The sequence below is a fragment of the Rossellomorea aquimaris TF-12 genome (assembly GCF_001648555.1).
GTDB classification, from domain to species: Bacteria; Bacillota; Bacilli; order Bacillales; family Bacillaceae_B; genus Rossellomorea; species Rossellomorea aquimaris.
Map to the genome: position 1 here is coordinate 169,310 of NZ_LQXM01000025.1, position 23,977 is coordinate 193,286.

A 23,977-nucleotide genomic window follows, 5' to 3' on the forward strand; every position below is an offset into this window, starting at 1 on the left:
CCTGACTTACCTAGATATGAATTCCTTATACCCTCTAGAAAGACAGATAAACCTGATTTAATTAAAATTAATTCTTTTTTCTGATGTAGCTTTGTTAGCCGGTTTTTTGAGAGTACTCAAAATCTTCCGGAGTAGGTTGGTACAATTCTTTCTTGTTGATGTTCGTTCTATTCATCTTTCTAGGTTTTTTAAAATAGTGGGATCGTCCAGATGTAGCACGAACATATCCTTCTATCATAAAGGCCACAGAGAGTATCGTGGCTGCGAAGAAAAGAATAGGTGTTAATGGAATCCAAGGTGCTGTCTGAATATACCTAAAGGCATCACCAATCAAACCGGACCATTCATATGAAATCGACCTTGGTGGGTCTGCCATTCCTGAATAATCGATATTTGTCCCCCCTAAAAAAAGCCTCAACAACCCTAAATGAGAAAGGATGATTAACGTCTGCATCATTTCCTGACCAAATATGATAAATAGCTTTTCTCTTAGTACTGGATAAATATGCTTTCTAATAATACGAAAAGGACCTGCTCCAAGGGTTTTTGCACTAAGAACAAATTCCTGCTTATGGATAAGGGACGCTTCATTACCGATTAACACCACAATTACCGGCACCGTTAGAAGTGATAGAATGAGTACTTCAACAATGAGTCTTTCAGCTAAGCTCGTTTGAAATCCTTCAAATGGCTCCCACAGAACTGGTCTTAATATATAGTAAGCAATAATAGTTAATGGGACATAATGAAAAGAGTCTATTAATCCATTAATATAGTTTTTTTGTTTACTAAAGAATGTCCCTAAAAGGAAGCCGAAAGGAAGAGCGATAAGGACTCTCAGAGCTGCAACAGCAATAGTTGCCAAAATGGTATACTTTGCGCCGATTAATATTTTCCCTAATAGGTCATAGCCAAGTTGATCGGTTCCAAAAGGGAAACTCCACCTCGGTGAAAGGGGAGCTCCTTCTACCAGTTTTCCATTCTCATAAATATAATATAGCTTCCTAATATCAATGCCCCAAATAAACGTATAGGTGAAGCTTGCGACGAGCATAAGGGTGATAAAGAGAAAGCCAATTAAAAACAGTGGCTGTTTAAAGACGTTTTTCATTACAATGCCTCCCCATGATTTGATTTTCTCGACAGAATCCATTCTCCTAAAGTATAGAAAAGAAAGATTGGAATAAAGAATGCAAGTAAGGAAACTGTAAAGATTTTAGGCTGAGGAGTAGACATTAAAAACCTCGTAATCCCTGCGATATTGAACAACAACTCTAATACAAACAGATTTGAAAGCATAAACCAAACCGTTTTTTTAGATTGAAAAAACACACTGATGATGGCGTTTCTAAAAATGTGCTTCGTTATCACAAGCAGTCTTCCTAATCCAATGGAAAAGGCAAGCTCAACATAGTTTTTACGAAATTCCTCTTCAAATGTCAGCATGGAAAGTCTGTACAATTGAATCGTTGGCAGGATAGCTAAACAGATTATAGGTAAAAGAAAGGCCTTTTGTTCATTTACGGCTGCAATTTCAAGGAGTAATATGCCTGTTTGTTTAAAAAAGAAAATAACAAAAATCTGGGTAATCAAAATGATAAATAAATCCGGAATAGATTCGAGTGTATAAAAGACCAGCTTTAACTTTCCTCGTATTCTTTCAGAAAACATCATGGAAAGAATCGTTAAGCATAGTGCAATAACACAAGCGAGGAGTAAAGCCCCTAACAGGACTGTAAGAGAATAGACTATTGGGTCCCACAAATATGGAAATAGCTCTCGCTCACCTTGTCCACCAATTACTACATATTTCAACTCTCCTGCATTAAATAGAGCTTGAACAATCTCTTTTACTGTCTGTCCATACTGACTGAACTGTAATTTGCGCTGATTTATACCACTTAGTAAGACTGGCAATGCCCCCACTAACACAATTCCAACACACGAAAAGAGAAATTGAATGACCACTTGAATGATTTTTTTCATACCATTGCCCCCAACGTTAATAAACAATATATTCTATCTTTTGATAATATTATCATAATTCATTTAATTAGTTTGAAATATTTTACAAGTTATAATCTCTTCCTATATACCTCTCAAATGATTTGAAATTTTTTAAAATTTTAGTAAAATAAAATGCGAGGGGAGGGTAGAAAGCGTTTTCTTACATATACTCAAGACGAATGTCCATTTCGTTTAAAAAAGATGGAACAAAAATGTTTCACAAATTTATTTATTGGGAAATACAGATAAGTACGGCAAAATAGGGAAAAGTAGCACTTCCTATGGACATTTTTATATGTATACATTAAAATGAATAAAGTTTCATTTTTCGTTACAAATATCTTCTGAGGTGAATCTATGAATCAACATCGTTTTACACTAGTCAGTCATTTACGATTTATTATTCCTTCCCTACTGGGAATTTTTCTATTTATGGTCCCAATTCAAACAAAAGACGGTATAACCATCCCAATCGCTATCCTATCAGGCTGGCTACAAAATTGGATGGGCAGCTACGTACCTGCCATCATGACGGGGTTAATTCTTTTAACTGTCATTGGTACTATCGTTACGAAGTTAATAGGACCTTCCATTATTTCTAAGTCACCTTTTTTCTCAAACTTATTTGATGTAAGACCTGTATGGGTTGCCGTGCGAGTTCTAGGTGCAGTATTTGCTGTTATGACATTATTTAAGTTAGGGCCAGAGTGGGTTTGGTCAGACGCCACTGGAGGACTTCTATTAAATCCTGATGGGCTCCTTACTATATTATTCTCTGTATTTTTATTTGCTGGACTCTTCTTACCCTTATTACTTAATTTCGGATTACTAGAGTTATTTGGAGCTTTATTAACGAAAATCATGAGACCTGTATTTGGTTTACCCGGTCGCTCTTCTATTGATTGTTTAGCATCATGGCTAGGAGATGGAACCATAGGGGTCTTACTTACGAACAAACAATATGAAGAAGGTTATTACACGAAAAAGGAAGCAGCCATTATTGGAACGACCTTTTCCGTTGTATCCATCACCTTCAGTTTAGTTGTCATTTCTGAGGTTGGGCTTGGAGAATTCTTCATCCCATTTTATATTACAGTAGCTATTGCTGGTATTTTAGCCGCTATCATTTTACCTAGAATCCCTCCTTTATCACGTAAACCCGATACGTATTACAATGATCAGGAAGGGAAAAACACAATGGATGTTATTCCTGAAGGATACAGTCGTGCTGGATACGGGTATGAACAAGCGCTTGTTCAAGCTAGAAATAACAACTGCATCTCCAAATTCTTTACTGATGGAATGAAAAACGTACTTGATATGTGGATGGGTGTGGCACCGATTGTTATGGCGATAGGAACCACGGCCCTGATTGTAGCTGAGAATACAAAGTTTTTCGAATGGATTGGAATGCCGTTTATTCCTTTACTGGAAATACTTCAAGTTCCGGAAGCAACTGAAGCTTCTAAATCCATTCTTGTTGGTTTTGCAGACATGTTCCTTCCAGCTATCTTCGGATCTGGGATCGAAAGTGATTTAACACGCTTTGTCATTGCTTGTTTATCCGTTACTCAATTGATCTACATGTCTGAAGTTGGAGGATTATTGCTTGGCTCGAAAATCCCAGTGGATTTCAAAGACCTAGTCATCATCTTCTTACAACGTACATTCTTAACATTGTTTGTTATTGTCGGGATCGCTCATATTATTTTCTAAATAAGCAAAAGGCTAGGTTCAGATCTGAACCTAGCCTTTATTCATTGTTTTATTGGTAAAATCCATTTCTAATCTAGTTTCGTTTATAAGTTGAACCTATCGTATACAACGTTAAAAGAGATTGAAAATATATGGACCGATTGAAGTAATGTAAAAGAGAATGTAAACTCCCATGAAGTAAAACGCTCCAGCGAATGCTCCCCAATCGGGGTCACGGCCTATTTTCCAAATAATCGTTGTCACTACACTAATTAGAAGCAGCAGGGCATAACCTCCACCTGGGAAGGTAATATAGTCTGGTGCCATTTGATAGAAGTACGCATTCATTGCATCGCTTGTATAGTTTATAGGCATGATTAAGAAGATCACAATGGATGCATATTCAACCCAGTTAATCCCCTCTGTTTCAAAAGTATTAGGCTTAAAAATATACATAATGATCAGTAGAAACAGAGACGGTAAAACCCAATAGAAAGATGTTAATACTGTTATTAAACTACTAAACATCATGACAACACCATTATTTATGGCTTCTTTTACACTTCTACTTGACCATTCTGCACTTGCAGCCATAACCTCTTTATCCTGTGAAGCTGCAAATAATTCATATGTATCACCATCATAGCTTAACCAAACCAATGACTGACCTACCTTTTCCGGTGAGTATGTCACATGCTTCGATGTACTTATAGGTAATCCTTCAAGGGTTGTACGATCCTCATAAGGAGCAAGATACAGTTTGATGGAACTATTGTCCCCAATTCGCTGACCTTCTGAGGTAAACATAACCGCTTCTTTCCCACTAACATTTACGAATTCCGCACCGCTTGGACTTGAAAGTTTCTCACCATTTTCATGGTTGACAAATTCTATCGCCGTTCCTTTTTCTATACTGCTTCCGATTTCATTAAGAGGTACTTGAACTTTATAAACTTTATAAGATAAATTACCTTGAGTTCTTGATTTTTCACTGTATAACAATATAAGCTCTTCATTCTTTACATGATATGTTAGATGATCTACCTTCTTATTCGGAGACGTATTTAACACCAGGAAAGGTTCTTTACTTACTTCCTGATTTTCATCCATATAATACACATAATCTCGTGTATCATCTAATTTCACTTGAACAATTCCGCTTCCATTGTCTCCGACGTGAACGGCTGATACTTCTGATGGAAATGAATGAACATTTGTAAGGGAACCTTCTTGAGGGTTATAATGCTTAAGCTCTTGGTTACTCCAGAAATAAACATCATTCACTCCTGTTCCTAATCCTGTAATTCCTGATGATAGAATGGTATCCTGTTGATCAACTGTTGACACCAGGTCTTCATCTTTATAATATACAAACTTCTTTCCATCTGCCCAAAACGGGTACCCTCTTGTTATTTTGGTATCCATTACTTTATCTTTTGTGTTTAATTTTTGATCCAAAGTAAACTGATGCACTTTCCCATCACCCGCAAAAAACACATCTTCCTTATTACTAAACACTTGTGGTCGTTCTTCAGAAGTATACTCCAATGGAATGGAACGACTCCAATTTGGTTGTGGTAATTCCTTTACCAGTACTAGCTGGTGGACAAATAAAGCCAAAACAAATAGAAGCATCACCATAATTGGTATACCAAACACTTTCAATTTCTCTCTCATTTACATCCCCCTCGTAATACATACATGCTGACTTTCTGAATTTTAGCACAAAAATCTTTTTGTTACACCATTTTTTTCCAAAATTTTAAAACTTAAGCAGGCACGGTTTTATTTCGACTCAAAAGATACTCTATTAATTCATCCGAGGGGACGGGTTTACTATAAAAATAGCCTTGAACATATTCACACTGAATACTTGTTAACCATTCCAATTGTGATTCGGTTTCAACACCTTCTGCCACGATGCTTAATCCTAAGTGCTTTGCCATTGCCAGTATCGCTGAAATAATCGCTTTATTCGACGTATTGTCATCGATCCCCATGATAAAACTACGGTCAATTTTCAACGTTTGAATCGAATATTTCTGAAGGTAACTTAAAGAACTGTACTCTATTCCAAAGTCATCAATAGCAATGGAAACACCTAGATTCCTCAAATCATTTAGTTTTTTTAGTGCCCGATGAACATTGTGCATAGTCGTGCTTTCAGTTATTTCAATCTCAAGAAAATGAGGAGGTATATTTGTATTTTCAATCGTTTGTTTAACGATTCCAACAAATTCGTCATTATGAAACTGTCGGGAGGAAACATTTACGGATACCCTTAATTCATGTCCCTGCCCTAACCACTTCTTCAGCTGTTCGCATGCTTTTCTAAGAACCTGCTCACCTAATGGAATAATTAATCCTGTTTCTTCAGCTAACGGAATAAAATCCCCTGGGGGAATTAATCCTTTTACTGGATGATTCCACCTTACTAAGGCCTCGACTCCCACAACCTCATTTGATTTAAGTGACACCTGAGGCTGATAATATAGCTCAAACTCTTTGTTATGAAGAGCTTTTCTTAAATCTTCTTCTAATTGTATGGGGTTAATGCCTTTTTCCTCTAACTGATCCGAGAACTGCAGTTGGTGAACACCTGCACTACTTTTAGCATTGTACATAGCGATATCAGCTTTTTTAAGTAAAGTAGACAAATCTTTTCCATCACTTGGATACATGGATATCCCAATCGATGTAGAGGTGATAATCTCGTGTCCCCCTATTTGGAAAGGTGTTTCTAACACCTCATGAATTCTTTTTGCTACGTCACCAATTTCACTTCTACAATAGAATCCAGGTAGCAAAACAATAAATTCGTCACCACTCATTCTTGCTATAAATCCTACTTCTTTTAAAGCGTCTGAGTACCTCTTCCCAACCTGTGATATCAGTTCATCACCGTATCCATGACCCAGCGTATCATTTACAATCTTAAATCGGTTAAGATCAAGAAGCAGGAGAGCCATTCCCTTATTTCTACTTTTTTCCTCTTCAAATACTTCTTTAAAATGCCGTCGGTTTGGAATGCCCGTTAGTTCATCGTGATAGGCAAGATAATGAATTTTTTTCTCTGCTTCAATGGAAGCCGTTATATCAGTAGCTAAAACATGAACTCCAGAAACTGTGCCGTTAAGGGTTAAAGGAACAACAATGATGTGCACCGAGATCAAATGTCCTTGTTGATGAACAATCCGAATATCCTTATTCAAAGCTTCTCCCAGTAATGCTTTTTCAAAAGCTCCTTGAACACTAGAAAGGTCTTCATGCCATACATAATCATGAAAAGATTTCCCCAAAATCACATCCACAGAGTGACCTGTAATTTCTGTCACTTTTTGGTTTGCCTCGACTATCTGCCCATCACGGTTGAAGGTGTAGATAGCTGATAAATTATTATCATAGAGAGATTTATATTGCTGTTCTTTTTCCAGAATCTTCTTTATTTGCTTTTGATGCTTCTCTTCAGCTAACCAATCAGGAATAAACCAAAGCACGAGAAGAATTGCCAATTCCATCATATAAGGGATGAGTTTTGATTCCTCCATAGAGTTTAAGAGACTACCGAACTGCTCAGTAGATAGGAGAGAATAGCCTGTTAAGTAGGTCACCCCTACAAAACCAAGCCCCATAATAAGACTCCACATAAGTTCGTGTTTCACACCATAACGCGGAATGTCTTGATTGTTTATCTGTAATAGCATTCGAAAATATGGAAATGTAGCTCCAAAGGTCATAAGAATCGTTAGGGCAGCATAAACCGGTTTAAAAACTAAATAGGGGTACATCAAACCCATATAGGTAAAGAAATTTCCAAACACCATAATAGAGGAAAAAATAAGGCCACCCTGTACAAATTTGACTTTCTCTGTATTTACTCCTTGAAATAGAGAAAGGGAAACATATACACATATAAAACAAACAACAAAGAAAACAGGGACAAACATCAAGAAACGCTCAAAAAACAATTGATATGACAAGATTAAGGTAATTGAGGCATGTAACAAACAATAGAAAATCGTATAAATAAAGGCAGAAAGGAATTGCTCTTTTTTATTATTAAATTGTTTATTCCCCTTCGTTTGATGGGCTTCCTTAAGTGCCAGGTAGCAGCAAATAGACGATAAAAGAATACTGGCTACTATAAAAAATAAATACATCCAAACGTCATTCATGAATATCCCCCTTTCTTCTACATTTTTTAAAGATTATACCATTTATTTCGACAAATTTTTCTAATAATCAAGCAATTAGTGATTTTTGTTAATGGAGGGTTCTTATTTTAAAGAATGTGGGTATTTAGAAGAATATAGAAGTTGTTTTCGGTGAGGATGACAGTTTCTTTCTTAAAAATTGAGGTAGTAATAGAATGATAGGATAAAAGAGGGGGACCAATATGGATTATATATGGAACTTAATCATTTTATTTATCATGATATATTTTCTCCGACTTCAGGTTCGAAATGAATATGAAATGGAATCAATCAGGACTTTTCAACTCAATGGTGAACTATATATTAGAGCTGGTCTGACAAGAAGGATGCTTTCAAATGGAATTGATTTTATCCCATTATTATTTTTTTATTCCATAATAGGTAATCTTGGATTTGCTCCACATTTTAAGTTACTATCCATTTTTGGCTTCGCAATTTCATACTATATCTTTTTCATCAGTATTTTTACACAAACCCCAGGAGATATGATATTGAAAATTAAAACGATATCACTAACTACAAACCAAAGACTTACGATTAAACAAATCGTAAAGAGGATATTCTTTCATATTGTTTTATTCCCTACTTTAATTTTAAAAATACCTTTTTTTAGAAGTCAAAAGAAACCCTTTTTGGCTGACAAATTATCGCAGTCGGAAGTAGTACAAGTAAAAAGTGGTCTCGGTGAAAAGTGGATCAATCGTTAAAATGATGGCATACGAACTTCTTTTTTGCTTTAATTGAATATGCGGATGATCAAGTAAGAGTACGATATAGTCAAAAGACTCGTCGATTTCGACGAGTCTTTTTTAGGACTTAAAACAGAACCATGTTCTTATTTGTTTTTCAGGGTATCCAGCATATCTTTCGTCATTTTAGCTAAATCGAATTCTGCTTTAAAACCCCATTCCTTCATGGCAGCACTGGAATCAATAGCATTAGGCCAGCTTTCAGCAATGCTTTGACGAACAGGATCTACTTCATAATTGAGGGTGAATTCCGGCTGATGTACTTGGATTGCTTTTGCAATATCTTCAGGAGCTACACTCATAGCAGAAACGTTAAAGGAATTTCGATGTTCAAGCTTTGAACCATCCGCTTCCATTAAATCAATGATTGCATTTAAAGCATCAGGCATATACATCATATCCATGTGGGTGCCTTCTCCAATGTAAGAAGTATAACGATTGTTTTTTATCGCTTCATAATATATTTCGACGGCATAATCCGTGGTTCCTCCGCCAGGAAGTGTCTCATAAGAAATAAGACCTGGGAAGCGAAGTCCTCTAGTATCCACTCCAAATTTATTGAAGTAATAATCAGAAAGAAGTTCCCCTGATACTTTATTTACTCCATACATAGTCGTTGGGCGCATAATCGTGTCTTGAGGGGTAGAGTCCTTTGGTGTACTAGGACCGAAAGCTCCGATTGAACTTGGTGTGAAAAATTGACAATCTAGTTCTCTCGCCGTTTCAAGTGCATTCACCAATCCACCCATATTTAAATTCCATGCTAAGAGAGGCTTTGCTTCAGCTGTCGCCGATAGTAAAGCAGCTAAGTGGATAATCGTATCCACGTTGTTTTTCTTAGCAATATCAAACATTTTTTCTGCATCTGTTACATCTAATTTTTCAAACGGTCCGTTTTTTACAACGGCACTGTCTGTTTCCCGAATATCCGTTGCAATGACATTGTCAGAACCGTACACGTGACGAAGCTTTGTTGTAAGCTCAGAACCGATTTGTCCCAATGCTCCTGTAAGTAAGATCTTTTTCATTGTCGTTCCTCCTGCTTTTACCTTCACTTTTTTTCTATTCAAACAGAGAGGGCTGACTTATATAGCCAGACCCTGTAAAAACATATTTTCAAATGGGATTAAATAATTCCCATCTCTTTCCCTACTTTTTCATAAGCAGCTACTGCCGCATCAAGCATTTCCTTTGTATGTGCCGCAGATGGCATATTTCTCACGCGACCTGTACCTCTTGGGACAGTTGGGAACACGATGGATTTCGCATAAACACCTTCTTCGTAAAGACGCTTACTGAAGTCTTGTGTCGCTTTCTCTTCACCGATGATAACGGGTGTAATAGGGGTCTCACTATTCCCGATATCAAAGCCTAGCTTTTTAAGCTCTTCTTTTAAGTAACGGCTGTTCTCCCACATGTTATCTTGTAACTCTGTACTGTTCATGATTAAATCTAATGCTTCTGTACAAGCCGTTACGTCCGCTGGAGTCAGAGATGTTGAGAATAAAAATGGACGAGAGCGGACTTTTAACCAATCGATTAGGTTTTGAGTTCCTGCTACATAGCCCCCAACGACTCCGATTGCTTTTGATAGAGTTCCCATTTGGAAATCTACTTTATCAGCTAGTCCAAAGTGTTTAACCGTTCCAGCGCCTTTTCCAAGTACTCCAGAACCGTGAGCGTCATCCACATAAGTCATAATATCGAATTCTTCTGCGATTTCAACGATTTCAGGAAGCTTACACACATCGCCATCCATTGAAAATACACCATCCGTAATAATCATTACTTTATTGTATTGTCCAGATTCCGTTGCTTCTTTCGCTTTCGCACGAAGATCTTCCATGTCTGAATGATTGAATCGAATGATTTTCGCTTTAGATAAACGACATCCATCAATAATTGAGGCATGATTTAATTCATCAGAAAGAATCGCATCATTTTTATCCATAACCGCTGAAATAGCTGCCATATTACAGTTGAATCCCGATTGATAAGCGATTGCCGCCTCTGTTCCTTTGAATTTAGCCAGCTTTTCTTCTAATTTCACATGAAGATCTAATGTTCCATTTATCGTACGAACAGCTCCAGAACCAACTCCGTATTCTTTAACGGCTTCAATGGCTACCTTCTTTAAACGTTCATCCGTTGCTAACCCAAGATAGTTATTAGAAGATAGGTTTACAAGTTTCTTACCTCCAATCGTAATCATAGGACCGTTTGCACCTTGTAAAGGATCAATCTCATTATATAAACCACGTGATTTTAAATCTTCCAGATTTTCCTGTAGAAAATGATCTAATGTTTTACTTGTCATTTCAGATTCCTCCTCATTTTATGTAAACGCTTTAAAAACAAATGTCCACTCCAAAAAAACATAATTATAAGGATCGTTCATTATAGTTACTAGTTATTACTCTAATTACTAGTTTAACATGTTTTTTTCTGATGGACAAAATTATTCAAAAATACCATCTCATTTAGTAGTGTTCCCGATAAGTAAAAAAAGCTACAGTTTTTCTTGCGTAAACTGTAGCAGAGAACCAAAAAAAGTAGGCTTATAAGAGTTTTTCATCAATCATTTTTAAGACCGTTTTTAATGAAGCATGATCCTCAGGAGACTGATCCACATGCTTCCATACCACATTTCCTTTATCGTTAAAGAGAAATGTAGCTCCTTGAATAAACACATCTTGTGTTTTCATGGATTTTTGAACAAATCTCTTTTGACTTTGATCATCAGGAAAGAAGTTTTTCACTTTTCCCGTAACAAAGCCAAACAAAGCTTTTGAAAGGAGCTTCCATTTTGCCATGGTAACAGTTCCTGCTTGTCTATATCCCTCTCGCTTTGGGTCGCCATATATAGGAAATGGAAACGGACCAAAGGCTTCTATAAATTGATCTACAAAACTCCCTTTAGATGGAGCGATGATGATCACCTGAACATCTCGTTGATTAAATTTTTCCACGGACTCACGCAACTGCATGAGGTAATTCCGACAAACGGGTCAGCCAAGGTGACGAACATAAATAACGGCGGACTTTTGATTTTGAAGCAGTGATTGAATATTAACCTGTTCACTTGCATTGGGTTGTTCTAAACTAAAGTTCATTTCATACCCTCCAAATCGCACTTTATTCTCTTATCTTACCTAATAGTGGGAAGAAGAATCAACGAGAAAGGATTCAACTGTCATAAACCGTTCAAATTAGTATGTGAAACAGTGAGCAATCTTAAGGTAAAATAAACGTATTCCATACAAGCAGGTGAAAGAAATGAATATTTTCGAGCTAATCACATCTATAACACCAATCATTGCGGTCTTTGTTTTTCTTGTCATTATTCGTTTACCCGCCTCCATCGCCATGCCAATAAGCTTCCTTGCTACCACTATACTTGGCCTCGCTTTTTGGAAAATACCCATTATTCAAATAGGGGCTGCTACGATTGAAGGAATGATCATTGCCATCTCTATTCTTTGGATAGTTTTTGGAGCGATTTTACTTCTTAATACCCTAAATCATAGTGGAGCCATGGATGCCATAAGAAATGGCTTTTCTGAAATTTCCCCAGACCGGCGTGTTCAATTAATTATTATCGCTTGGTTATTTGGATCATTTATTGAAGGTGCTGCTGGATTTGGTACTCCCGCTGCCCTTGGAGCTCCTTTATTAGTTGCATTAGGCTTTCCTCCGTTGGCAGCCGTATCCTTAGCCCTCATCGCTGATAGTAGTGCTGTTTCTTTCGGTGCCGTCGGTACTCCTGTTATGGTGGGGATCGATCAAGGACTAAGACAGGGAGGAACTTTAGCAGACCAAGTTGCTCATACAATTGAAGATCAATCTATGTTAGATTATCTTGCCGGGATTGCAGGTCAAGCTGTTAGTATTGATATGTTTATCGGGAGCTTTATTCCTTTATTTCTTGTGATGATACTCACTCGTTTTTTTGGTCAAAATCATTCTTGGAAGGAAGGACTCGCCCTTTGGAAATTCTCACTTTTTTCCGGGTTCTCCTTTACGGTGCCTGCATTACTGGTAGCCATCTTCCTAGGACCTGAATTCCCATCCATTATTGGTGGATTAGTGGGATTAGGTATTGTTGTACCCGCAGCGAAGAGAGGGTTTTTATTACCTGAGCACACTTGGGACTTTACGGATCAGCCTAAAGTGGCGAAAGCAGCCCCAGGTGAAATGAATATGCCCATTTGGTTAGCATGGACTCCTTATACTCTTGTGGCGTTACTTTTGGTCTTAACAAGACTTGATATTCTTCCCTTTAAAGGATGGCTTCGCAGCCTGAAAATAGGTTGGACTACTATTTTAGGTACAGAGATTTCTACTCAATTTGAGCCACTTTATTTACCAGGCACCATTTTTATTTTCGTTATGCTTATGACCGTTTTGATCCACCGAATGGCAAAAGGGGAAGTAATAGATACACTTGCCCAATCAATCAGTGGTATGAAAAGCAGTATGATTTCGTTGATGGCTGCAGTTCCTATGGTGAGAATTTTCATTAATTCCGGTGTAAATAACAGTGAGCTTCTAAGCATGCCAATGGAATTAGCTACTGCTGTGTCTGGATTAGTTGGAGAAGGATGGCCATTTGTTGCTCCACTCATCGGGGCGTTAGGATCCTTCATATCCGGGAGTGCTACCTTTAGTAATATGATGTTCTCTCTCTTCCAGTTTAGTGTAGCAGACAAAATTGGAGTAGATCATCAAGTCATTTTATCTCTCCAAGTGCTTGGAGCAAACGCTGGAAATATGGTCTGCGTCCTAAACGTCGTAGCCGCCGCTTCCGTCGTCCAACTAAGCGGCAAAGAAGGACAAATCATTCGTATAACCGTACTCCCTATGCTCATCTACGTTCTCCTCTCCGGTATCATCGGCGCCATCATCCTGTAAGAATAGAGGGACGGACCTCTTCTAAGAGCAAATGCTGTTATTATGCGCATTTACTCTTAAGAGGTCCGTCCCTCAAAATTTATTTGAACAGGTTTATGCATGTTGGTTGATTCGTTGTTCCAGGATGACTTGGTGCATTCTGCGTAGGGCAAGGTCGATTCGTTCTTTTGGGCAGGCGATGTTCATCCGGACAAATTTGTTTCCACTACTCCCGAATTTGAAGCCTTCATCAAATTTGACTTTCGCTTTTTCTAAGAAGAAGGTGCACAGTTCTTCGGATTCCATTCCTAATTTAGAACAGTCGATCCAAATAAGATGAGTTGCTTGTGGAACAATCCCTTTAAGTTCCGGCAGATGCTGTTCTAAATAATTTAAAACATACTGCTTGTTTTCTTCTAATACCATTTGCAATTCCCTTAACCAAGGCTCCCCTTCTTCATATGCCGCAATCGTTCCTTCAATACCAAACACATTCGGACGCATCAGCCCGAAGCCTGTAAGCTTTTCATTGTATTGATCCCTTAAGTCTTTATTTGGAATTAAAAGAATGGACGTTTGAAGTCCTGCGATATTAAAGGTTTTACTTGGTGCTGCACAAAGAATACTTTTTTCTAAAATACGGTCATTATTTTTAAACAAAGGAATATGTTCATACCCTTCATAAACTAGATCTCCGTGCATTTCATCTGAAATCACCCATAGATCATGCCTTAAGGCTATGTCCCCGATTCTCTCCAGCTCATCCCTTGTCCACACTCGACCAACGGGATTATGGGGACTGCAAAGAATAAGAAGCTTTGTTTTAGCATGACGAGCTTTCTCCTCTAAGTCTTGAAAATCGATGGAGTATTCTCCATCTTTATAGAGAAGGGTGTTGTTTATGATTGAACAGCCGTGATTTTCAATCGTACTATAAAAAGGGTAATACACTGGAGATTGAATAATTACACCATCACCAGGCTTTGTTAACACAGACAATAAGACGTTGATTCCTGGTATAATACCAGGACTGAAGCTAATCCAATCCTTATTGATTTCCATATTAAAACGCTTCTTCCACCAAGAAATAATGGAATTAAAGTAACGCTCACTAAAGGTTGAATAGCCGTATATCCCATGCTGTGCTTTTCTATTTAATGCTTCAACAATGGCAGGTGAAACTTGAAAGTCCATATCCGCAATACACATGGGTATAACGTCCTCTATAGGGAAAGACCATTTAACAGAGTGTGTATTCGACCTCTCGATGCAATCATTCCAATTCATTCACGAACCCCCCTATTGCTTATATGTCTTTACTTTATACTATCTTGGGTGAAGGGTGAACACCTAATGAATAAATGGGAGAATCTTCATCAGGTCTTCATTACTTCCGAATCATATTTAAAAGGAAAGGGTCACTACTGTCCGACTGATTTCCCTTCCTTTTCTGCCTTCTTAATATGCTTCAATCCTTCTCTAGTACTAAGAGGGGCTAATTCATTTGTCGTAATAAACTGGAAAACACCTTTTGGGTTTGTTTTTGAGTATTCTCTTAATGCCCACCCAATCGCTTTTTGAATAAAAAATTCCTTTGAATCCCGGTGTAGGAGTATGTATCGAAACAATCGAGATTGATCTGTGTTTTCTTTGTACTTCAACTGATGAAGTATGGAGATTCGATTCAGCCACATATTCTCTGACTTGATCCATTTTTCTAAGTAAGCGTCGTCGTCTTCAGTACGATAGATTTTTCCTACTAGGTTTGAAGCAATATGGTCAATCGTATCCCACCATGATTTTTCGATAGCCAGTTCTTCTAAAAGAGATAAATGCTCCTTTTTTAAATGCCTCGATTGTTTATCTAAAAGGGTTAGGGCTATATATTGGCATTCTCTTTGAGGCTCAGCCCATAGAGAACGAACAATGTCAGGTAACTCTTCAACAGACGGCTTACCGTTCTCCTTAAGAAAATCTCTAAGGAGGATTGTTCGTTCCGGTGTTTTAATGCCAAAAAAATCGAACTGATTCCTCATATATGCTTCCATCGCTTCACGGTTTTCATCGTTTTGATGTCCTTTTAATTGAGCAATGAGTTTATCGGCATAGTTATGATTCATGTGGATTCTCCTCTTCTTGTTTTTGTTCTTGGCATGCAAAACAGCTATTTTTTCCATTTTCTACATTTACTCCATTAAAGAAACCATCCAAACAATATATTGGCTTATGACAAAGGTAGCAGTAGTCCACAAGCTCTTTCATTTTTTAACGGATCCCTATTTCTCTCAAATAGTAAATATAATCCGTAGGAACACTCTTTTCTCCTAGCTGCCAAAGCATAGCCGTTATATTTCCACGATGATAGGTTCCGTGATTGATGATATGATATAGAATTTCTGTTGTCGTATGGGTAAAGGCATCTCCTAAGGAATTTACGTAGGCAATTTCCTGAGAAGAATCTCCGTTCAATTCATACCAACTCATCATGTCTTTTTGAAGCTCATTGAAACGAGACTCACATTCTACTATCTCTTGAAATCCTTCTACCTCGATAGGATAGGAAAGCTCCTGCAAGCGTGAAAACCACAAGGCATCAACTTCGTACATATGAAACAGTGTCCTTTCAATGGATGGGAACACACTTTGTAACTTCTGATGAAAAATAGTTTCTGGTAGTGTTTGTATATAACTTACTAGTTTATTAGTTGCCCATACGTGATAATGAATATCCGATTTCGTTATTGTCATATTTCTACACTCTCCTGTATTTCGTTCTCTATACTTACTTCTTTCTTTATCGAGAAATACCTTTTCAATATAAAAAAAGAGACAACCCTTTTAACTCGCTAAAGGATTATCTCTTTTCGTACTTTGCTTCATCATTAAGAAATGTAATAGCTTTTTACTTTGAGGGAGTGAAAAGCCAACAATGGAGCCAATCCCTAATGCAATGATAACGGTCCCTATACCAACAGGCCCGCCTAATAGCCAACCAAAGAAGAAGACAATCACTTCCATTCCATTTCGTACCCATTGAACCTTCCATCCGGTCTTTTCCACTACCAGAAGCATTAAACTATCTCTTGGTCCTGCTCCTAAATCTGCTGAAACATAAAGTCCGATTCCATAGCCTAATACAATAATCCCTATCCCAAATACAATGGATTGGGCCAAAAGAGATTGTGGATTCGGTATGACATAATTAAAGAAATCTATAAAAATACCAATGAGTAGCATATTTAAAAAGGCACCGATTTTCGGAAATGATTTTGTTCCAATGCCTGTTATAAGTAAAATTAAAAACCCTGCGATAATCGACCATGTTCCTATGGTGAGGCCAAGCTGTTTAAACAATCCGTAATGAAACACATCCCAAGGTCCAATACCTAGGTCTTTCCCTTTAATCGTTAACGTAATTCCAAAGGCAAGCACCATAAGACCAACAAAGAAAAACGTCCAGCGTAAAGCGGTCTCTTTATTCATGAAAATCCCTTCCTACACCATAATGTATTTCTTAACCCGGATAACTGTAACACAGAACAGGGAACAAAAAAATTCCATAAAACCTATGGGGTTGGTAGGGATAAAGAAAGGTTGAAGACATAAAAAAAGGGGCCATAGCCCCTTTTCATTACTGCTGAGAAAACGTCTGAATAAACTGAATGACAGCCGGCCCCAATAAAACAATAAACAAGCTGGGAAATATGAAGAGAACGAGTGGGAAAAGCATTTTAATTGGTGCCTTCATCGCCGTTTCCTCTGCTCTCTGCTTTCGTTGATCACGAACTTCTATTGATTGGACACGCAATACCTGGACAAGTCCGACACCCAGCTTTTCTGCTTGAACAATACTACTAATAAATGCTTTCACTTCATCGGTTATTAGGCGATCCCGAATTCCGCTTAATGATTCTCGCCTTGTTTTCCCCAGTCTCATTTCCTCCAGACAGCGTCTGAATTCCTGGGCAAGGACTCCGTGCTTCTTTGAAACCACCTTACTAATGGCCCCATCAAACCCTAATCCTGCTTCTAAACTAACCGTTAAGAGATCTAAGAAATCTGGTAGTTCTTTCAGAGCGACCTTGCTTCGAATCTGGGCCTTCTTTTTCAAATAATAGTGAGGTAAATAACGAGCAAATGCCATGCCGACCAAAGCTAGGAGGACGATAATCGCTGTGCTTAATTGTAACAAAACCCCATACATTACCGTTCCAATTGGAATTAAGAGAAAGAGTCCTAATTGAATAATCCTGAAGTCTACAGGAGACATTCCAAAAGGACTTCCTGCTCTTAGTAGCTTCATGTCTAACTTTTCAACTTTCTCGTTCGGGAGCTTGCGATCAAAGTTACGTTTTAGCTGTTTGAAAATGGCCGATAGAAAACCTTTTAGATGAGAAGGAGATTTCGATGCTTCCGCCGTCATTTCAAGACTAGGGGCTGCTTCACGTTCTCCATCAAACACAGAAGAAAGACGCTTATGGATTTTCTGCTTCTTTTCCCTTTGAAAAACTACTAAACCGTATACAAATAAACTGATAAAAAAGAAGAATGATAAATATAGCATACGTTACACCTCGATTGTCGTTAGCTTACGAATGAGAAAGAATCCGATTCCACCTGAAATCCCACCTGCAATCAACAAGGCAATTCCGATAGGGTGAATAAACAAGGTTCCAATATATTCTGGTTCTATGGCATAAAGGACAAGAGCGAGAATGATCGGAAGCAGTCCAATCACAATTCCGGATAGACGTCCTTGTGCGGTGAGAGTCTTGATTTGACGTTGTATCTTAGTACGTTCACGAATAGTATCCACAATCTTCTCCAGGACCGTAGCCAGGTTTCCTCCAACCTGTCGTTGAATCAGGATGGCCTGAATCATTAAATCCAAATCTTCACTTGGCATTCGCTCATGCAGACCAAGCAGAGCTTCTTCCATACTGCTTCCATATTGCATTTCACGTAGTACGGTTTCCATTTCTTCCTTAATCGGAGATTGTGATTCATCGACAACCGTTTTTAAGGATTGAGGAAAACTAAAGCCTGCCCTTAGTGCACCAACTACGGTTGAAAGCATATCTGGTAAACCGTCATTGAACTTTTGTACCCGATCCTTTTGTTTCTTTTTGATATACCACCGTGGGAGGAAGAAACCAAGGAAAGCCCCAACAAAAATAAAAAGAAGTTTACCTGTTATGATGAAGAGCAATCCTGCCCCCATGACAATGGCCATCCATTGTAATAAAACAAATTCCTCGGGCTTCAATGGAATTCCCGCTCGACTTAAGGATATCTCAAGCTTAGAATTCTTCTCTTTCGTTAATACATTGTCTTTTATATTTTTTGTCGTCAGCTGGATTTGAAGAGCAAGATTAAACTTCTTTCGATCAAAGCCTTTTTTATCCTGTTGATCTAAATATCGTTTCATTCGTTTTTGAATTCTCTTATCTGAAAGAAAAATCATTTGAAAAATGGCTGAAAATAAGAGAAAGGTAGAAAATAGAATCATAGATAGTAGATACCATTTCATATTACCAATCCTCACCTTCTACAAACACACTGGCGGGAATATGAATACCCGATGTTTCTAGCTGTTCATAAAATTTTGGTCGAACTCCAGTCGGAACAAGCTTACCTAAGATTTTTCCGTTTTCGCCCATTCCTGTTTGAATGTACGTAAAGATATCCTGTAAGACGATAACATCTCCTTCTAGCCCTTGTACCTCTGTAATACTGACAATTCTTCTGGTTCCATCCTTTAGCCTTGATTGCTGAATAATAATATCAATGGCACCGGCAATTTGCTCACGAATCGCTTTGACAGGAAGATCAATTCCTGCAAGTAACACCATGGTTTCTAAACGGGATAGCATATCCCGAGGGCTATTGGAATGCCCTGTGGCCAGCGATCCGTCATGTCCGGTATTCATGGCTTGAAGCATGTCTAACGCTTCTGCTCCACGAACCTCCCCGATGACAATTCGATCTGGACGCATACGCAAGGAGTTCCGTACTAAATCTCGAATGCTGATGGAACCTTTCCCCTCAATATTTGGTGGACGGGATTCCAAGGATATAACGTGGTCCTGTCCTAATTGAAGCTCGGCTGCATCCTCAATCGTTACTATTCTCTCATCTAACGGGATAAAGTTAGAAAGTACATTCAGGGTAGTCGTTTTACCCGACCCGGTTCCACCGCTTACAAAAATATTCAGACGAGCTTTTACACAAGCTTCTATAAAGATGGCCATTTCATGACTCAACGTTCCAAACTCAACAAGGTTTTCAATGGTAAAAGGATCCTTTGAGAATTTTCGAATCGTAATGGTTGGTCCGTTAAGGGCAAGCGGGGGGATAATCGCATTTACACGCGAACCATCAGGCAAACGAGCATCTACCATTGGGCTGCTTTCGTCAATTCTTCGTCCAATGGGGGAAACAATTTTTTCAATTACACTCATGACATGCTCATCATCACGGAAGGTGATACTCGTTAATTCCAGCTTCCCTTTGCGCTCGCAATAGACCCTATCCGGGCCGTTCACCATGACCTCTGAAACATCTTCATCTAGTAATAACGGGTTAATGGGACCAAAGCCCGTTAAATCATTGATCAGCTCTTCAACGACTTTTTTCCGGTCAATTCTTCCTCGAAAGGTTTCATCCTCTTTAATAATCTCAATCGCCATGCTATCAATCTTCGGAATAATCTCATCAACATCTTGATTTTCTTTCATTTCACTCAAGATTTTCTTATGGAGGATGGATTTTAACTCTTGATGCTTATCAATTTTGGGCTGATTATTTTTGGGTGAATCAGAGGTCCGTCCCTCACGAAAAGCTGACATTAGGTCTTTTTTGGGTGCTTTGGTTTCTGGTGAACTGTGTTGATCGATTTGGATTTCTTTGGTTTCGTTTGTTGCTTCTTGTTCAGGAGTTGCTTCTTGGATTCGCTTTAGTAAGCTCATTCTCCTGTCCCCTCCTTTGTGCGTTTAAAGCTAAGCAATTTGGACAGCACCGATGGATTTTTTGACTTAATATAAGAAATATCTCTTCTTGATGTAAGCTGTTCAGCCATCTTAAAAATCGATTTTGCAATCTCTGTTTTTCCTTGGTTGATGACAAATGGAATTCCTACATTTAGTGATTGAGATGCAACTCCAAAATCATTTGGAATAAAGATGGGGTCCTCAATCCCTAAGATATCCGGCACATCACTGGCTCCAATCACACTTTCCATGGTTGAACGGTTAATGACTATTTGAACTTTGTCTCTTATTCCAAGAAGCTCAAGAGTTTCAAGCATAAGCTTCGTGTTTTTCAGAGTCGCCATCTCTAAATTTGTGACAACGAGAATTTGGTCAGCCTTTTCAAGTAGTTCAATCGTTTGTTCACCGAGTCCTACACCTGTATCGACCACGAGATAAGAAAATTCTTGTAGAAGGAGGTCAATGACTTTTTGGATTGCTTCCTTCGTTACAAGCTCAGCAAACTCAGGGCGATCCGGGGCTGGCAGCACCCTAACTCCTGAGTCATGCTTACAGAGATAGCTGATGAGTGTGTGCTCATCTAGCTGAGCAATTTCTTCCATAACGTCTTTTATCGTAAAGGTAGATTGAAGATCCATTGCTAAACCTATATCTCCAAACTGCAAATCACCGTCTAAAATACTGACGCCAATATTCTTTTTAAAAAGAGAGATGGCTAGATTAACCGTTAAAACGGTTCTTCCAACTCCACCCTTTGCACTGCAGACGGCAATCATTTCACCTCTTTTCTTTTTTGGAGATGGTTGTTTAACATTTTCGCTTGTCATCTTTATCCCCCTTACTCCTTGCTATCTTGGTTCTCATTCTTTTGATTAATTTTTGAGTGAACAGTAAAATGAATATTCCCTTTTTCAGCAGCGTTGACTAGCTTAACGGCATCTTCAGGTTTAACCTCTAAGGTAACAGTCGTATATTCCACGTACTCCTCTTCTTCACTTGTTGCAGCAATCATTTTTCGACCAACGGCCAAGACTGCCACCTCTGACAGTATTTGCTCCGTCTTGATCGTGTTTTTGTTTTCGACTTTAATTTCTTCTGACGCAATAACGTCTACTACATCTTCTGGTTCAATTAAGTTAGATACAGACTGTACGATATTTACTCCAATGGAAATTGCACGAAATCCTTCTTTCACTTTTCTTGAAACAAATAGTGTTTCTTCTTTGGAGCTTTTGATTCGATGTGTAAGAAGTGTTTCATCTGCTTCAATGGCAGCTGTCGCGTACTTTCCTACTACATCATTCTTTTTCTTTACTGCTTGTGGATGAAGTCCTTTTGACGGTAAGTTTGTGACTTTTAGTTTATCTTCCGTAATTCGTTCGTTTTCATTAATTTTCTCACTTGCTACAACAACCTCAACCGTATTTTGATTGACTACCTTGGCTGTATCAAATTGCTTCATATAGTTAAAAAACAAAAATGTTGTGATTCCGCCCATCACTAAGGCAAGGAACAATATTAATTTTGAACGCATCATTTCACCTACTCTGTTAGTCTTATGCTGAACGCACCTTTATTTAATGCCTGGTCATCTTCAAAGCCCGTTCCTGTCCGCTTAATAAACATACCGGTTATCGATGTATCCTTTGGATCCATCGGGTCTGTTATGTAGAAATAGGCAAAGCCTTTGATTTCCACTTCCTTTAATTGGTTAACGTCATGACTATGTTCACTATAAACGGGTATTAGAATGACTCGGGAGCAATCTCGTTCATTAACATCTCGAGGATTTTCCGTACATCCATTTACAAGCTCACTGACGACACTTCTCGTTTTACCAGCAATGTTTCCTGTTTGAGTTTCTAGGATATCCCCGACTTTAATTTCATCCTGATATCCATTTCGCAAATTATCTTCATATGTTTCTGCACCTGTACCACCTAAAGCTAATACTCCAAAGTTTCCATATTCCACATCATTTGAATCAACTTTAAGCTTGTAGGTTTTGTAGTATTCAAGGACTACCTTCTCATCAATTCCTAGAGGAGCTGCTCCAACCGCTTTTCCCATTACCCCCAGCTTAGCTGCTGCGTGAGCTTCAACATTCACAGATTCTTTTCCCAATAGGGAAGAAAAAGCGAGCTTTACTGACTTCTCTATATCCACACCTACGCCCTTTTCTGGAGTAATTTCAATGTTTTGCAGTGCAATCTGAGAATCATGTGAGGATAAGATGTCGTTTACAATGAGCTTCACCTCTTCTGTATCATGAGGTAGCTCCTGTGCACCTGATAAAACTGCTGCATTTGCCGCTTTTTGTAGATGACTCTTTGTCATGAACAGCATTCCACCGTCAATGGCCAATCCTGCCATGGTGAGCAAACTCATAAGAGCAAGGGTGACAAGAACAAGAGCATTTCCTTTCTCTTCTTTCATTAATAATCTAAAAACCTTCACCATTTTCACCTCACTCTACTCGAATCGTAGAATCCGTTTGAATTTGTACTGGCCCTGTAAATAGCTGATCCACAAATGGTGTAAAGGGTTCAAAAGGATACGAAAGCTGAACCGTCATGTAGTCTCCGGACTCACGACCTCCTTCAGCGGGAGAAATATTTACATCTAATAAAGTAGAATCCGGAAAAGAAATATAATTTCGGGCAAACTGGATCATCTCTCCGTCTCCTTGACCAAGTCCACCTAATCGAACCGTCTCTTGGGTTGCGAGATGTAAATGAGAATAAGAGTATAGTAGTCTTCCTAAATCTATGATTCCTACTAATAGAAGGAGAAGAACAGGTAGAACTAACGCCATCTCTACAATGGATTGCCCTGACTCATTCTTTACCAAGGGAAGATTCCCCCTTTCATGAATAACGTCACAAACGCTCCTCCTGCAATGGCTACTCCGTATGGATAAGTGGCTTGAAAGTCATTTTTATCAATTCCTAATGGAACCTTCATTCCCTGCTTTAAACTGGAAAGGTAGTACACGATAGATTTCAATCGATGCCACACACCTTTTCTAAACAATAAAATGAATAAAGCCATCACTCCTCCTAATAGGGCCATATAAACTGCCGTCATTAAGACGAAGGAAACACCTTTTACAGCACCAACCAAAGCGAGAAGCTTTACATCTCCTGCCCCTAATCCACCCATTAAATAAGGAATAAGGAGGAGGGCTAAACCTACTAAAAAACCTAATAATCCTTGTGTGAAACCGGAAAAACCATGGAGGTATATGTGTAGTCCAAAGGTTAGGAGGAGAGAAGGAAATATAACCTTGTTATAAATCTTTCTACTTTTGAGGTCCGTCCCAACACACACGAGTAAAACAATAATCAATAAAGCATCTAGTATATTCATTTATAATCCCTCACATGCTGGTGGATTTCTTTTGAAAAAAGCCTTACGCACTAGTACGCAAGGC

Annotated in this window: 21 protein-coding genes and 1 pseudogene; 3 read left to right on the top strand and 19 right to left on the bottom strand. The window is 38.4% G+C overall.

The features are described from left to right. Positions 1–94: 94 nt before the first annotated feature. The gene (locus tag IQI_RS07380) at positions 95–1,111 is read right to left on the bottom strand and encodes an ABC transporter permease (RefSeq protein ID WP_064092003.1); all 1,017 of its coding nucleotides are present in this window, start codon (positions 1,109–1,111) and stop codon (positions 95–97) included. Next, complete coding sequence (locus IQI_RS07385) at positions 1,111–1,986, bottom strand: ABC transporter permease subunit (RefSeq protein WP_064092004.1); 876 nt, start codon at positions 1,984–1,986, stop codon at positions 1,111–1,113. The genes IQI_RS07380 and IQI_RS07385 overlap by 1 nt, the downstream gene beginning before the upstream one ends. Before the next feature lie 378 nt (positions 1,987–2,364). Between IQI_RS07385 and IQI_RS07390 the strand changes: the two genes are divergently transcribed. Further along, the gene (locus tag IQI_RS07390; protein WP_064092005.1) at positions 2,365–3,723 is read left to right on the top strand and encodes a YjiH family protein; all 1,359 of its coding nucleotides are present in this window, start codon (positions 2,365–2,367) and stop codon (positions 3,721–3,723) included. A 111-nt stretch (positions 3,724–3,834) separates the two neighbouring features. Here the strand turns inward: IQI_RS07390 and IQI_RS07395 are convergent, their stop codons facing one another. Both IQI_RS07395 and IQI_RS07400 read right to left on the bottom strand, forming a co-directional pair. Continuing rightward, positions 3,835–5,379, bottom strand: coding sequence for a hypothetical protein (locus IQI_RS07395; RefSeq protein WP_064092006.1), 1,545 nt, complete (start codon positions 5,377–5,379; stop codon positions 3,835–3,837). Positions 5,380–5,471: 92 nt separating this feature from the next. Continuing rightward, a complete protein-coding gene (locus tag IQI_RS07400) occupies positions 5,472–7,877 on the bottom strand; it encodes a putative bifunctional diguanylate cyclase/phosphodiesterase (RefSeq protein WP_064092007.1) in 2,406 nt (801 codons plus the stop codon). A 221-nt stretch (positions 7,878–8,098) separates the two neighbouring features. Between IQI_RS07400 and IQI_RS07405 the strand changes: the two genes are divergently transcribed. Next, positions 8,099–8,623: an RDD family protein gene (locus IQI_RS07405; protein ID WP_064092008.1), complete on the top strand. Its 525-nt coding sequence runs from the start codon at positions 8,099–8,101 to the stop codon at positions 8,621–8,623. A 128-nt stretch (positions 8,624–8,751) separates the two neighbouring features. On the opposite strand, the gene IQI_RS07410 is transcribed toward IQI_RS07405, so the two are convergent. The 3 genes and pseudogenes from IQI_RS07410 to IQI_RS07420 form a co-directional block, all read right to left on the bottom strand. Continuing rightward, complete coding sequence (locus IQI_RS07410; RefSeq protein WP_064092009.1) at positions 8,752–9,693, bottom strand: L-threonine 3-dehydrogenase; 942 nt, start codon at positions 9,691–9,693, stop codon at positions 8,752–8,754. 98 nt (positions 9,694–9,791) lie between these two features. Continuing rightward, complete coding sequence (locus tag IQI_RS07415) at positions 9,792–10,982, bottom strand: glycine C-acetyltransferase (protein ID WP_064092010.1); 1,191 nt, start codon at positions 10,980–10,982, stop codon at positions 9,792–9,794. A 241-nt stretch (positions 10,983–11,223) separates the two neighbouring features. Then, positions 11,224–11,661: pseudogene (locus IQI_RS07420) on the bottom strand (peroxiredoxin-like family protein); the annotation flags it as partial. Between the two features lie 280 nt (positions 11,662–11,941). Between IQI_RS07420 and IQI_RS07425 the strand changes: the two are divergent. Further along, complete coding sequence (locus IQI_RS07425; RefSeq protein ID WP_064092011.1) at positions 11,942–13,576, top strand: L-lactate permease; 1,635 nt, start codon at positions 11,942–11,944, stop codon at positions 13,574–13,576. A 93-nt stretch (positions 13,577–13,669) separates the two neighbouring features. Here the strand turns inward: IQI_RS07425 and IQI_RS07430 are convergent, their stop codons facing one another. From IQI_RS07430 to IQI_RS07485, 12 genes are all read right to left on the bottom strand, one after another. After that, positions 13,670–14,842 (bottom strand): MalY/PatB family protein, encoded by a 1,173-nt coding sequence (locus IQI_RS07430; protein ID WP_064092012.1) that lies wholly within the window; start codon positions 14,840–14,842, stop codon positions 13,670–13,672. A 134-nt stretch (positions 14,843–14,976) separates the two neighbouring features. After that, positions 14,977–15,675 (bottom strand): DNA alkylation repair protein, encoded by a 699-nt coding sequence (locus IQI_RS07435; RefSeq protein WP_064092013.1) that lies wholly within the window; start codon positions 15,673–15,675, stop codon positions 14,977–14,979. A gap of 145 nt (positions 15,676–15,820) precedes the next feature. Beyond that, entirely contained in the window at positions 15,821–16,303 is a 483-nt protein-coding gene (locus tag IQI_RS07440) for a DinB family protein (RefSeq protein ID WP_082892624.1), read from the bottom strand. A gap of 90 nt (positions 16,304–16,393) precedes the next feature. Continuing rightward, positions 16,394–17,038 (bottom strand): YczE/YyaS/YitT family protein, encoded by a 645-nt coding sequence (locus IQI_RS07445; RefSeq protein ID WP_064092014.1) that lies wholly within the window; start codon positions 17,036–17,038, stop codon positions 16,394–16,396. A gap of 148 nt (positions 17,039–17,186) precedes the next feature. Continuing rightward, a complete protein-coding gene (locus IQI_RS07450; protein ID WP_064092015.1) occupies positions 17,187–18,119 on the bottom strand; it encodes a type II secretion system F family protein in 933 nt (310 codons plus the stop codon). A gap of 3 nt (positions 18,120–18,122) precedes the next feature. Then, positions 18,123–19,085, bottom strand: coding sequence for a type II secretion system F family protein (locus tag IQI_RS07455; RefSeq protein ID WP_064092016.1), 963 nt, complete (start codon positions 19,083–19,085; stop codon positions 18,123–18,125). Between the two features lies 1 nt (position 19,086). Then, the gene (locus IQI_RS07460) at positions 19,087–20,403 is read right to left on the bottom strand and encodes a CpaF family protein (protein ID WP_156509863.1); all 1,317 of its coding nucleotides are present in this window, start codon (positions 20,401–20,403) and stop codon (positions 19,087–19,089) included. A gap of 116 nt (positions 20,404–20,519) precedes the next feature. Continuing rightward, positions 20,520–21,371, bottom strand: a complete 852-nt coding sequence (locus IQI_RS07465; RefSeq protein ID WP_064092018.1) for an AAA family ATPase — start codon at positions 21,369–21,371, stop codon at positions 20,520–20,522. A gap of 11 nt (positions 21,372–21,382) precedes the next feature. Then, positions 21,383–22,078 (bottom strand): Flp pilus assembly protein CpaB, encoded by a 696-nt coding sequence (cpaB, locus tag IQI_RS07470; protein ID WP_064092019.1) that lies wholly within the window; start codon positions 22,076–22,078, stop codon positions 21,383–21,385. Between the two features lie 8 nt (positions 22,079–22,086). Then, on the bottom strand, positions 22,087–23,004 hold the full coding sequence (locus tag IQI_RS07475) for a TadE/TadG family type IV pilus assembly protein (protein WP_064092020.1): 918 nt from the start codon (positions 23,002–23,004) through the stop codon (positions 22,087–22,089). A gap of 7 nt (positions 23,005–23,011) precedes the next feature. Beyond that, complete coding sequence (locus IQI_RS07480; protein ID WP_064092021.1) at positions 23,012–23,395, bottom strand: TadE/TadG family type IV pilus assembly protein; 384 nt, start codon at positions 23,393–23,395, stop codon at positions 23,012–23,014. After that, on the bottom strand, positions 23,389–23,913 hold the full coding sequence (locus IQI_RS07485; RefSeq protein ID WP_064092022.1) for an A24 family peptidase: 525 nt from the start codon (positions 23,911–23,913) through the stop codon (positions 23,389–23,391). Before IQI_RS07485 ends, IQI_RS07480 begins: the two co-directional genes overlap by 7 nt. Positions 23,914–23,977: the final 64 nt, after the last annotated feature.